This is a genomic window from Colidextribacter sp. OB.20 (assembly GCF_009911595.1).
Lineage (GTDB): Bacteria > Bacillota > Clostridia > Oscillospirales > Oscillospiraceae > Lawsonibacter.
Genome location: NZ_QWKG01000008.1, coordinates 83,292 through 94,673, shown reverse-complemented (window position 1 = coordinate 94,673; position 11,382 = coordinate 83,292). Strand labels below are relative to the sequence as shown.

12 protein-coding genes and 1 riboswitch are annotated in these 11,382 nt (G+C 60.5%); of the genes, 9 read left to right on the top strand and 3 right to left on the bottom strand.

Translation table 11 applies throughout. The features are described 5' to 3' along the window. The first annotated feature begins 266 nt into the window (after positions 1-266). From leuS to D1641_RS03475, 4 genes are all read left to right on the top strand, one after another. The gene (leuS, locus tag D1641_RS03490; protein ID WP_160663012.1) at positions 267-2,774 is read left to right on the top strand and encodes a leucine--tRNA ligase; all 2,508 of its coding nucleotides are present in this window, start codon (positions 267-269) and stop codon (positions 2,772-2,774) included. Between the two features lie 368 nt (positions 2,775-3,142). Continuing rightward, the gene (locus D1641_RS03485; protein ID WP_160663011.1) at positions 3,143-3,463 is read left to right on the top strand and encodes a DUF3784 domain-containing protein; all 321 of its coding nucleotides are present in this window, start codon (positions 3,143-3,145) and stop codon (positions 3,461-3,463) included. A gap of 133 nt (positions 3,464-3,596) precedes the next feature. Then, the gene (gene rpsU / locus D1641_RS03480) at positions 3,597-3,779 is read left to right on the top strand and encodes a 30S ribosomal protein S21 (protein ID WP_023348912.1); all 183 of its coding nucleotides are present in this window, start codon (positions 3,597-3,599) and stop codon (positions 3,777-3,779) included. A 59-nt stretch (positions 3,780-3,838) separates the two neighbouring features. Continuing rightward, positions 3,839-4,258: a nuclear transport factor 2 family protein gene (locus D1641_RS03475; protein ID WP_160663010.1), complete on the top strand. Its 420-nt coding sequence runs from the start codon at positions 3,839-3,841 to the stop codon at positions 4,256-4,258. Between the two features lie 44 nt (positions 4,259-4,302). On the opposite strand, the gene D1641_RS03470 is transcribed toward D1641_RS03475, so the two are convergent. After that, positions 4,303-5,616, bottom strand: a complete 1,314-nt coding sequence (locus D1641_RS03470; protein ID WP_160663009.1) for an Ig-like domain-containing protein — start codon at positions 5,614-5,616, stop codon at positions 4,303-4,305. A gap of 175 nt (positions 5,617-5,791) precedes the next feature. Then, positions 5,792-6,409 carry a single-stranded DNA-binding protein gene (locus tag D1641_RS03465; protein ID WP_160663008.1) on the bottom strand — a complete coding sequence of 206 codons (618 nt, stop codon included), beginning with the start codon at positions 6,407-6,409 and terminating at the stop codon, positions 5,792-5,794. Positions 6,410-6,646: 237 nt separating this feature from the next. Here D1641_RS03465 and D1641_RS03460 point away from each other — a divergent pair, with 237 nt between their 5' ends. Next, a complete protein-coding gene (locus tag D1641_RS03460) occupies positions 6,647-7,066 on the top strand; it encodes a YjdF family protein (RefSeq protein WP_160663007.1) in 420 nt (139 codons plus the stop codon). Between the two features lie 41 nt (positions 7,067-7,107). On the opposite strand, the gene D1641_RS03455 is transcribed toward D1641_RS03460, so the two are convergent. Then, a complete protein-coding gene (locus D1641_RS03455) occupies positions 7,108-7,734 on the bottom strand; it encodes an ECF transporter S component (protein WP_160663006.1) in 627 nt (208 codons plus the stop codon). Positions 7,735-7,844: 110 nt separating this feature from the next. Beyond that, positions 7,845-7,981, bottom strand: a riboswitch (FMN riboswitch). 207 nt (positions 7,982-8,188) lie between these two features. Between D1641_RS03455 and pyrH the strand changes: the two genes are divergently transcribed. The 4 genes from pyrH (at position 8,189) to D1641_RS03435 (ending at position 11,369) form a co-directional block, all read left to right on the top strand. Next, positions 8,189-8,902 (top strand): UMP kinase, encoded by a 714-nt coding sequence (gene pyrH, locus D1641_RS03450; protein WP_160663005.1) that lies wholly within the window; start codon positions 8,189-8,191, stop codon positions 8,900-8,902. 134 nt (positions 8,903-9,036) lie between these two features. After that, a complete protein-coding gene (frr, locus tag D1641_RS03445; RefSeq protein WP_160663004.1) occupies positions 9,037-9,597 on the top strand; it encodes a ribosome recycling factor in 561 nt (186 codons plus the stop codon). 202 nt (positions 9,598-9,799) lie between these two features. Continuing rightward, complete coding sequence (locus tag D1641_RS03440; RefSeq protein ID WP_160663003.1) at positions 9,800-10,549, top strand: isoprenyl transferase; 750 nt, start codon at positions 9,800-9,802, stop codon at positions 10,547-10,549. A 1-nt stretch (position 10,550) separates the two neighbouring features. Then, complete coding sequence (locus D1641_RS03435; protein ID WP_160663002.1) at positions 10,551-11,369, top strand: phosphatidate cytidylyltransferase; 819 nt, start codon at positions 10,551-10,553, stop codon at positions 11,367-11,369. The last annotated feature ends 13 nt before the right edge of the window (positions 11,370-11,382 follow it).

Genomic DNA, 11,382 nt, shown 5'->3' with positions numbered 1-11,382 from the left:
AAAGCACCCCCTTCCACACTCTTTTTTCTCTGAATTTTTCCTTATTTCCCTCTTGACTTCATACCACTGGACTCCTTCGCTGAACGTTTGCTATATTATAGCAAAGCTGAGAGGGAAGAGCAAGCGGAGGGCGGTCCGGGGCTTGGCAAATTGATTGCAAGGGTTTTTGGCAAAACCCTTGCAATCAGCCTCTCATTCCGCTATAATAGCATGGAATTACGGTCGATTCGGTCCGCAGGGCCAAACGATACAGGAGAGTGTTTGCTTTGAAGTACGATTTTACCGCCATCGAGAAGAAGTGGCAGACCAGGTGGAAGGACGAAAAGACTTTCGCCTGCGTCAACGGTGATACCAGCAGGCCCAAGCTTTACGCGCTGGTGGAGTTCCCCTACCCCTCCGGGGCGGGGCTGCATGTGGGCCACCCCCGGCCCTATACCGCCATGGACGTGATTGCCCGCAAGCGTCGGATGGACGGCTATAACGTCCTGCTGCCCATCGGCTACGACGCCTTCGGCCTGCCCACCGAGAACTTCGCCATCAAGAACCACATCCACCCCGCCGTTATTACCAAGCAGAACATTGAGAACTTTACCCGGCAGCTGCACATGCTGGGCTACTCCTTCGACTGGGACCGGGTGGTGGACACCACCGACCCCAGCTACTACAAGTGGACCCAGTGGATCTTCCTCCAGCTGTACAAGCACGGCCTGGCCTACAAGACAACCATGCCGGTGAACTGGTGCACCTCCTGCAAGTGCGTCCTGGCCAACGAGGAGGTCGTCGAGGGGGTCTGCGAGCGGTGCGGCGCGCCTGTGGTCCGCAAGGAGAAGTCCCAGTGGATGCTGAAGATCACCGCCTACGCCCAGAAGCTGATTGACGGGCTGGATACTGTGGACTTCATCGACCGGGTCAAGACCCAGCAGCGCAACTGGATTGGCCGGTCCACCGGCGCGGAGGTCACCTTCAAGGCCACCACCGGGGATGACATCGTGGTCTTTACCACCCGGCCTGACACCCTCTTTGGAGCTACCTATATGGTCATCTCCCCGGAGCACCGCTTCGTGAAGGAGTGGAAGGACAGGCTGTCCAACTGGGACGAGGTTGCCGCCTATGTGGAGGCTGCGGGCAAGAAGTCCGACTTCGAGCGCACCGAGCTGTCCGCCGACAAGGAGAAAACCGGCATCATGCTCCAGGGGGTGGCGGCGGTCAACCCGGTGAACGGCCGGGAGATCCCCATCTTCATCTCTGACTACGTCCTGGCCTCCTACGGCACCGGGGCCATCATGGCCGTCCCCGCCCACGACACCCGCGACTGGGCCTTCGCCAAGAAGTTCGGCTGTGAGATCATTGAGGTGGTCTCCGGCGGTGAGGACGTGCAGAAGGAGGCCTTCACCGCCAAGGACGACACCGGCATCATGGTCAACTCCGACTTCCTCAATGGGCTCACCGTGAAGGACGCCATCCCTGTCATCACGAAATGGCTGGAGGAGAAGGGCATCGGCCACGAGCAGGTAAACTACAAGCTCCGGGACTGGGTGTTCTCCCGCCAGCGGTACTGGGGCGAGCCCATCCCCATGGTGTGGTGCGACAAGTGCGGCTGGGTGCCCCTGCCTGAGGACCAGCTGCCCCTGTTGCTGCCCGAGGTGGAGAGCTACGAGCCCACCGACAACGGCGAGTCTCCCATCGCCAAGATGACCGACTGGGTGAGCACCACCTGCCCCTGCTGCGGCGCGCCCGCCAAGCGGGAGACCGACACCATGCCCCAGTGGGCCGGGTCCAGCTGGTACTTCCTGAGGTATATGGACCCCCACAACGACAAGGCACTGGCCTCCAAGGAGGCACTGGACTACTGGGGCCAGGTGGACTGGTACAACGGCGGCATGGAGCACACCACCCTCCACCTGCTCTACTCCCGGTTCTGGAACAACTTCCTCCACGACATAGGGGTCATCCCCCACGCCGAGCCCTACGCCAAGCGCACCAGCCACGGCATGATTCTGGGCAAAAACCCCCACTATGTGGGCAATGTGGAGTCTGAGGAGGAGAAGCAGGCCCTCATTGACAAGTACGGCAATCAGGCCCTGCGGCCCTCGGTGAAGATGTCCAAGTCCCTGGGCAACGTGGTCAACCCCGACGACGTAATCCGGGACTACGGCGCGGACACCATGCGCCTGTATATCATGTTCATCGGCGACTTTGAGAAGACCGCTACCTGGTCGGACGAGTCGGTCCGGGGGTGCAAGAAGTTCCTGGACCGGGTGTGGAATTTGAGCGAGAAGCTCAAGGATGGGGCGGATATCTCCCCGGAGAATGAGCAGGCCATCCACAAGGCCATTAAAAAGGTGTCTGATGACATCGAGGCCATGAAGTTCAATACCGCCATCGCCGCGCTCATGTCTCTGGTCAACGACTTCTACGCCAAGGGCGCCACCTGGGGCGACTATAAGCAGCTGCTGCTCATGCTGTCCCCCTTCGCCCCCCACCTGTGCGAGGAGCTGTGGGAGCTGAACGGCTACGGCGGGCAGGTGTGCCTGCAGAAGTGGCCCGAGTATGACGAGAGCAAGACCGTCTCCGCCACCGTCCGGATGGCCGTCCAGGTGAGTGGCAAGGTGAAGGCCAATATTGTGGTGGACGCCGGCGCCGCCGACGAGGAGGTGGTAGCCGCCGCCCTGGCCGAGCCCAAGATCGCCAAGCTGGCCGGGGGGATGACCCTGGTCAAGTCCATTGTGGTCAAGGGCAAGCTGGTCAGCCTGATTTTCAAGCCCCAGGCGTGATATAAAATGAAAGCGTCAGGGCGGTGGATATCACCGTCCTGGCGCTTTATCAACGCGGTTTTTCTTGACCTTGCAGTCCGAACGTGGTATTTTTATATGTGTACTGTCCGATACAGGCGAGGCGGCTCAGCTACACCACCCGAAAGGGGGTGAGCGTATGCCGGTTACGGTGACATTCCATATTTTCGGTTTAACCGTGACGATACGTATTAAACGCTGAAAACCGCCACCCAGGACCGGTGACGGTTTTCATTAAAACCTAAAAACCAAACGGGCTGAACCGTCTTGTGGACAGTGCCCTTTATCATTAATATACCACTGCCTTGATGTTTTGTCAAGTTGCTTCTGCTGTTTTGGGAGGCTTCACTATGATTGTTTACTCGGTGCTGATGTTTGTCATAGCGGCTTTGTTCTTTGGAATAGCGGTTTCTATATATAGGGGAAACATAAATTTGATTCATTCTTATCATCAAAAGCACGTGAAAGAAACGGATCGGAAAGACTATGGGAGATCATTTTCAAAAGGATTGTTTGTGCTTGCCGCTTCGCTGATTTTGAGTGGAGTGGCTGCCTTATTTGGAGAGACTGTGCCTGTTGTGATGATTTCAATCGGCGTTTTGCTGGTTGGAATGATAATAGCCTTCATTGTTATCGCAAGAACCCAAAAGGAATTTAATGGAGGGTTCTAAGATTCACAGCCTGTTTACAAATCCACTCTTGACATTTGCGATGGAAGGCAATATAATAGCAATGTTAAAGCCATAAAAATGGCCCTTACGTGAGCGGGAACACCCCGCCGCGCGCGGAGGGAGGGAAATATAAATGTCGGAAGTCCGAGTGAGAGAAAACGAGTCTCTGGAGAGCGCCCTGAAGCGCTTCAAGCGCAGCTGCGCCAAGTCCGGAGTGCTGGCCGAGGTCCGCAAGCGTGAGCACTACGAGAGCCCCAGCGTCAAGCGCCGCAAGAAGTCTGAGGCCGCCCGCAAGAACCGCAAGAAGTTCTACTAAGCAAGCTGAACCCCCGAAGCTCTGGCTTCGGGGGATTTTCATGGAAAGAGGTTTTTAAGATGGAGCAGAGAGAAAAAACAATCAGGCTTTGGTTTGACATGTGGCTGCAAAAGAAGGACCTGGGCCTGGAGCGCATTTTTGCGGAGGACGCCGTGTATATTGAGAGCTGGGGCCCCGAGTACCGGGGCGCGGCGAAGATTAAGATCTGGTTCGAGGAGTGGAATACCAGAGGGACGGTCCTGCAATGGGACATCAAGCAGTTTTTCCACAAGGATGGCCAGACGGTGGTGGAGTGGTACTTCCGCAACCGGATGGACGACGGCAGGGTGGAGGCTTTTGACGGCGTGTCGCTGGTGAAGTGGACCCGGGACGGGAAAATAGCCCTTTTGCAGGAGTTCGGCTGCAACGAGAGCCGCTATGACCCCTACCAGAACGGAAATACCCCCCAATTCCGGGACGGGCAGGCGATGTGGTTTTAGATTTGGAAAACCGGGAGCGGACCGCTCCCGGTTTGCTGCTTTGCTTACGCCCAGGGCAGCCAGCCGCGGCCGCTGCGGGTGTTCATCACATCCATGGCCCCGTCCAGCATCTGGGCGGCGTCGGCCATGGTGAGGCTGTCGGCCAGCTGGACGGCCCCGGCTGTCTCCGCCCGGAGGATGCCGGAGGCGGACAGATTGGCCGCCGCCTGGGCGGCCCAGTGGCCGCTGTCAGGGGCGAATACGGCCACAGGCACGTCGGTGATGTCCAGGAGGTTGTCCAGCATCACTGCGGCCTCCGCCCGGGAGATGGAATCCCCGGCGCCAAAGACGGGGGCGCCGCTCTCATCCTTGAAGCCTTGGACCACCCCGGCCTTCAGGGCGGCGGAGACGGCACCCTTGGCCCAGGTGGGGATGGCCTCGTCGTCGGAGAAGCCGGTGAGGCTGATCCCCTCCAGGTCCTCCAGCCCGGCCACCGACATGGCCATGGTGAGGAACTGGGCCCGGGTGACGGACTGGTCCGGGTCGAAGAAATACCGGCCGTTCACGTACCGGCCCACATAGACCCCCTGCTCCGCCAGACGGATGGCGGCCTTTCCGGCGGGGTGGCCCTCCAGATCGGCGTAGGTCACCTTGGTGTCGGGCTTGTCGATGCGCAGGGACACCCTTGCCTCAGGGGAGGTGTTGCCCGCCGGGTCCACGGCCACATAGGTGAAGGAGTCCTTGCCCGTCTTGTTCTCATAGGGGGTGTAGACGAACTGCCCGCCCTCCTCCAGGGTCACAGCTCCGCGGGCGGGGGTGGAGGTGAGCTGGTAGGTGAGGGCGTCCCCCTCGCTGTCCACCGCGTCAAAGTAGCCGGTGACGGCCACATTTTTATAGGTGGTCAGCTCCATATTCCGGGCCACGGGCGGGGTGTTCTCCCGGGTGAGGAGGTGGAGGGTTACAGTGGTCTGCCGCTCACTCTCTCCGGAGGAGAAGGTGGGGGTAAAGGTCATGGCGGCGGTGGTCACGGTGGGGGCCTGGGTGCTTTGGAACCGCAGGCCGGACAGGGCGGTGGCGTCCACATAGGCACCGGGCTGGACCACCTGGTCCCCCACGCACAGGGTCCCCGCCCCCGGGGCGGGGAGCGTGTCGATGGTGATGCCGCTCAGCGCGGTCTTGCTGTCGGGCATGACGTTGAAGTCCGCCAGGTCAAAGGTGATGACCGAGCCGATCAGGCCGTTTTTGGAGAAATCCGCCACATAGGGGTCGTCCGCCTTCTTGTTCCAGAAAAAGGCGGAGGCGGGGAGGGACATCGCCAGGGCCAGGGCCAGAATCAGCATGGGAGCCAGCCCCCGGCGAAGGGAAGCGCTGCGTTTCATAGGAATACCTCCTCATAAATTGGATGTATCCCTATTGTTTTGCCGTTTTTAGAAAATTATGCGGGGAGAAATATTTATAGAGCAGTGATTGGCTCCGGTCTGGAACAGGGCGGGGATTACCCGCCTGCTCCAACAGGGCGCGCTGCGTGATGCTCCGGGCGGATGATATCTGCCCCTACAGGGGGGCGTATGTATCTCCGTCCGTCAGCGACATGACGGACACCTCAAAGGCGGTGCGCTCCAGGAGCGCGCCGTCCACCTCCTTGGTGTAGATCCGGCTCTGGAGCCTGCCCTCCAGGCTGAGCTGATCCCCCACACTCATCTCGCCGCAGCGGTAGGCCAGGCTGCCCCAGGCGATGCAGGGCAGGTAGTCCGCCCGGCCGTACCGGCGGTTGACGGCCAGAATCATGTCGCAGATGGTTCGGCCCAGGGGGGTGGACCGGAGGGCGGGGGGTTTGCACAGAGTCCCGGACAGCTCCAGCCGGTTCTCGTCCTCCCCCTCCGACAGGCTCAGCTCCCGGGCAAAGACGCTAACCACCAGCCGGCTGCCCACGCCGCTGCGGTTGTTGAAGGTGCGCACCTCCCCCCGGACGGCCAGGGGGTCCCCCGGCTCCAGGCTCAGATGGGCCAGCTGCTCCCGGCTGGCGGAGACGTTCAGCCGGTCCTCCGCCCCGGACAGCCGGCGCACCGCCAGCGGGAGGGTCAGGTACTCCACCCCGTGGTTGGTGTGGGAAAGCGCAGGGGAGGCGGCCAGCCGCCCCCGGAGAAAAATGCGGTTGATGTTGGTCTGCATGGAAGCAACAACTCCTTGTCTTATCCTGTGTCGCTTCCATCCTATGCGCGGCGGGGGGTGGGTATGTCCGAAAAAAGCGGGGCAGCTTGACAGTGCCAGCCCCTCCGGCTACAATGAAGGGGCGGGGATAAAAACACAGGGCGGTTGGTAGTCCGCCCGCGGGCCGCGCTCCCGTCAGTAGCCTTCCCTCCCAGGGTCGTCCCTTCCCCGACGCGGAATTTATGGGAGGAACTGAATATGGACCGAAATGTTTGCAGCTTCACTGTGCTGTTCCAGCCCCCCTTCTGGGTGGGTGTGGCGGAGCGGTGGGAGGCGGAGGGCTATTCGGCGGCCAGGGTGGTCTTTGGCGCTGAGCCCACCGACGCCCAGCTCTACGAATGGCTTTTGCGGGAGTGGCACAGGCTGGATTTCAGTCCGGCGGCGAAGGGGGAGCGCCAGGTCAAGGAGCGGAAAAACCCCAAGCGTGCCCTGCGGGAGGCCCGGGCGGCCACCCGGAGACAGGGCGTCAGCACCTGGGCCCAGGAGGCCCTCAGCCGTCAGCGGGAGCAGGAGGGACTGGAACGCCAATCCCAAAACCGCCAGAGACAGCGGGAAGAGGAGGAGCGGAAGTATCTCCTGCGTCAACAGAAAAAGCGCGAAAAAAAGCGGGGCAGGTAAAAACCTGTCCCGCTTTTGGTTAAGGGAGGACTGTTCAGAGATTACTTGCTGGTGCCGTGGAGAATGGGGGAGAGGGGCTTGTAAATCAGGAAGCACAGCACGGCGGTCAGCAGGCCCTTGAGCAGGGTGAAGGGGGCGTTGAAGACGATCAGGCACTCCAGCAGGCCGTTGACACCGGGGCGGAGGGCCTGATACATGGCGATGATCTTGTCGATAGCCATGAACTTGGTGTAGACAGGGTAAGAGATGAAGTAGTTGCAGGGGATGGAGAGCAGAGCCATCACCGCCGCGCCGGCCAGCGCACCGATAAGGGCGCTCTTCCGGGACTTCTTCAGGTGGTAGATGGCCCCGGCGGTGAAGGAGAAGGCGGCCCCCAGAATAAAGTTGCACAGTTCCCCGGCGTAGGCGGTGGAGGTGCCCTTGATGATGACCTTGAGCAGGTTCTTCAGGAAGGTGACGGCCACGCCGTACCAGGGGCCCAGGGAGAAGGCGGCCAGCAGCTCGGGCAGGTCGGAGATGTCCATCTTCACGAAGGTGGGGATCAGGAAGGGAATGGGGAAGTCAAACATGTTGAGGACGCAGGCCACCGCCGAGAGCATAGCGGTGACGGTGATGGCCCGGGCAGAGATGGCGCTTTTGGTTCGGGTGATGGCTGCGGGATTGGACATAAAAAACACTCCTTTTTTGTATTTGACCGCTGGAAGATCGCTGTCTTCCAGGTGTCAAAACAAACAAGGAGGTGCGCTGACGCACGCCGAAGCGGCGCGTGTTGTTTTACACACATCTTCTTCCATCCGGACTGTAACCGTTGGTCCCGGAGTTGCACCGGGTCAGCGGACGCCATCGCAAATACTTTGGCGCCCGGTCGCGGACTTTACCGCCAGTGGGGAGTTTCACCCCGCCCTGAAGACATCGTATCCAGTTGTCGCTTTGCATTATACAACAGCCCAGGGAAAAATGCAAGTCCTAATTTTTGCAAAGAGCCGAAGGGGCCTTACAGGGGAGCCCTGACGGTGGTATTCGGCAATTTATGGACAATTTGAAAAACTTTGACTTACCCTCTATGCAAACGGTAAAAAATATATTAAAATAGGCTTAAGAAAAAAGACAGGAGTGGTTTGGATGGATCAACCAAAATTTAAGCGTGTATTATTGAAAATCAGCGGCGAGGCCCTGGCGGGAGGCGACTCCCGGGGGCTGGACTTCAACGTAATCGGACAGGTGTGCGATGTGGTCAAGCGCTGTGCGGACATAGGTGTCCAGGTGGGCGTGGTAGTAGGCGGGGGCAACTTCTGGCGCGGGCTGAAGGACGGCGGCGACAGGATGGAGCGGGTCCGGGCCGACCATATGGGAATGCTGGCCACCTGCATCAACGCCCTGGCCCTGGCCGACGTGCTGGAGCAGAAGGGGGTCCAGGTCCGGGTGCAGACCGCCGTCTCCATGCAGGCCCTGGCCGAGCCCTATATCCGCTCAAGGGCCATCCGCCATCTGGAGAAGGGCCGGGTGGTCATCTTCGGCTGCGGCACCGGCAGTCCCTTCTTCTCCACCGACACCGCTGCCGTGCTCCGGGCCGCCGAGATTGACGCGGATGTCATCCTGCTGGCTAAAAATATTGACGGCGTCTACTCCGCCGACCCCAAGCTGGACCCCACCGCCACCAAATACGACGCTATCTCCTATGATGATGTGCTCTCCCAGCACCTGAAGGTGATGGACACCACCGCAACCTCCCTGTCCATGGACAACAAGATCCCCGTCCTCCTCTTCGCCCTGAAGGACCCGGAGAACATCTACCGGGCGGTGATGGGGGAGACGATCGGGACGATTGTGGGATAGGGATAGAAGTGTGCCGCGATCTGGAAAAGCAGATAGACATGCAGGAAAATACCCGTTGATTCTGTGGATGGAAACCGGCAATGAAAAATTTAATCCGGAGAGAGAAAAGTAATTTATGAAAGGAAGTAACCGCCATGAGTATCAGCCCTGAGATTGCCAGCTATGATGAGAGAATGCTGAAAACCATCGAGGTAGTCAAGTCCAACTTTGCCGCCGTCCGGGCGGGCCGGGCCAACGCCGGCGTGCTGGACCGGATCACGGTGGAGTACTACGGGGCTCAGACCCCTCTGAACCAGGTGGCCAATATCGGTTCTCCCGATCCCCGGACCCTGACCGTCCAGCCCTACGACATGTCCCTGCTCAAGGCCATTGAGAAGGCCATCCAGACCTCCGACCTGGGCATCAACCCCCAGAACGACGGCCGGGTGATCCGTCTGGCCTTCCCCCAGCTCACCGAGGAGCGCCGCAAGGACCTGACCAAGCAGGTGCGCAAGTACGGCGAGGAGGGCAAGGTGGCCCTGCGGAATATCCGCCGGGAGGCCATGGACGATATCAAGAAGAAGACCAAGAAGTCCGAGCTCACCGAGGACGACCAGAAGAAGCTGGAGAAGGAGCTCCAGGAACTGACCGACAAGCGGTGCAGGGACATTGACGACCTGACCGCCAAGAAGGAGAAGGAGCTTATGGCGGTGTAGTTCAATCAAGCGGCTCTGCCGCTTGATTGAGGGAGCTGCGGCCCGGCTGTGTGCGCCCTGCGGGCACACTTGCGGGCCGAGAAGTGTTTTTGAAACGGCAAAGCCGTCCCAAAAACGGATTTGATTTTATTTCGCCGCCTGCGGGCGGCGAAACTCCTGCGGAGGGCATTTCTCCGTAGAACGACGCAAAGGAGCGACCGCAATGGCCCTCTTCCCGAAAAAACAGAATCCGGTCCAGGCGGAGGCGGACCTCACCCGTCTGCCCCGGCACATCGCCATCATTATGGACGGCAACGGCCGCTGGGCAAAGAAGCGCGGTCTGCCCCGGACGGCGGGCCATGCCGCAGGGGCGGAGACCTTCCGCACCATTGCCACCTACTGCAAGGATATCGGGCTGGAGTACCTCACCGTTTACGCCTTCTCCTCAGAGAACTGGAGGCGGCCGGAGGAGGAGATCGGGGCCATTATGGGACTGCTGAAGAAGTACCTGCTGGAGGCTATTTCCCGGATGGAGCGGGACCGGGTGAAGATGGAGTTCTTCGGCGACCTGTCTCCCCTGACGCCGGAGCTGCGCGAGCTGTGTGAGCGCACCCGGGAGATCTCCCGGCACTATGAGGGCTGCCAGGTGAACGTCTGCCTGAACTACGGCGGCCGGGACGACATTGTCCAGGCGGCCCGGGCTTTTGCCCTGGACTGCGCCGGGGGCAGAGCCGACCCCAACCACCTGACGGCGAAGCAGTTCAGCGGCTATCTCTACTCTGGAAACGTCCCCGACCCGGACCTGATTATCCGGACCAGCGGGGAGCTGCGGCTGTCTAATTTCCTGCTGTGGCAGGCGGCCTACGCGGAGTTCTATATTACGGATGTGCTGTGGCCCGACTTCTCCAGGGAGGAACTCCACCGGGCCATCGCCGCCTATCAGAGCCGGGACCGCCGGTTTGGAGGTGTGTGATTTGGCAACACGGATCGTCGTGGGTCTGGCCCTGGGCCCGGCCTTTCTGGCGGCGCTGTATATCCTTCCCCCCGCCGCGCTGGCGGTGGTGGTCGCCTTTATCGCGGGCATGGCGTGCTTTGAGCTGCTGCGGGCCGCCAAGGTGGCCCACCACAACGGCATGTACATCTTCTCTGTCCTGGCCGCCGTGCTCATTCCTGCGGGCCACGCCGCGGGTCTGGGCAGCTGGACCGCCCGGGCAGTGGCTATCCTGCTGATGGCGGCCCTGTTTCTCCCTGCCCTGCGGCGCTACGGAACCCAGGGCGAAATTCGCTTTGAGCATATCATCGTTTGTCTCTTCGGGGGCATCGGCATTCCCCTGTTCCTGTCTGCCCTGGTCCGGCTCAAGCAGTTTGACAACGGACAGTTTTATGTGCTCCTCCCGGTGATCTGCGCCTTTACCACCGACATCGGAGCCTACTTTTTCGGCGTATTTTTGGGGAAGCACCGGGGCATCACCCAGGTCAGCCCCAACAAGTCCCTGGAGGGCTATGTTGGCGGCATTGTCACCGGCTGCCTGTGTATGCTGCTGTACGGCCTGCTGGTGGAGCATTTTGGCGGGATCGAGGTAAGGCTGCCTGTGATGGCCCTCTATGGCCTGCTGGGCAGCGCTGTCACGGAGATTGGCGACCTGTCCTTTTCCCTCATCAAGCGCCAGTGCGGCGTGAAGGACTACGGCACCCTCCTGCCCGGCCACGGCGGGATGCTGGACCGCTTCGACTCCACCACCTTCGCCGCCCCCATGCTCCTGCTGCTGGTGGAGGTCCTGCCGGCGTTTTAACCACCGTCCCGCC

Bases quoted from the DNA above. Each gene is read 5' to 3' on its own strand.
- D1641_RS03485 (WP_160663011.1), top strand. From the start codon at position 3,143: ATGATTGTTTACTCGGTGCTGATGTTTGTCATAGCGGCTTTGTTCTTT.
- rpsU (WP_023348912.1), top strand. From the start codon at position 3,597: ATGTCGGAAGTCCGAGTGAGAGAAAACGAGTCTCTGGAGAGCGCCCTG.
- D1641_RS03475 (WP_160663010.1), top strand. From the start codon at position 3,839: ATGGAGCAGAGAGAAAAAACAATCAGGCTTTGGTTTGACATGTGGCTG.
- D1641_RS03470 (WP_160663009.1), bottom strand. From the start codon at position 5,616: ATGAAACGCAGCGCTTCCCTTCGCCGGGGGCTGGCTCCCATGCTGATT.
- D1641_RS03465 (WP_160663008.1), bottom strand. From the start codon at position 6,409: ATGCAGACCAACATCAACCGCATTTTTCTCCGGGGGCGGCTGGCCGCC.
- D1641_RS03460 (WP_160663007.1), top strand. From the start codon at position 6,647: ATGGACCGAAATGTTTGCAGCTTCACTGTGCTGTTCCAGCCCCCCTTC.
- D1641_RS03455 (WP_160663006.1), bottom strand. From the start codon at position 7,734: ATGTCCAATCCCGCAGCCATCACCCGAACCAAAAGCGCCATCTCTGCC.
- pyrH (WP_160663005.1), top strand. From the start codon at position 8,189: ATGGATCAACCAAAATTTAAGCGTGTATTATTGAAAATCAGCGGCGAG.
- frr (WP_160663004.1), top strand. From the start codon at position 9,037: ATGAGTATCAGCCCTGAGATTGCCAGCTATGATGAGAGAATGCTGAAA.
- D1641_RS03440 (WP_160663003.1), top strand. From the start codon at position 9,800: ATGGCCCTCTTCCCGAAAAAACAGAATCCGGTCCAGGCGGAGGCGGAC.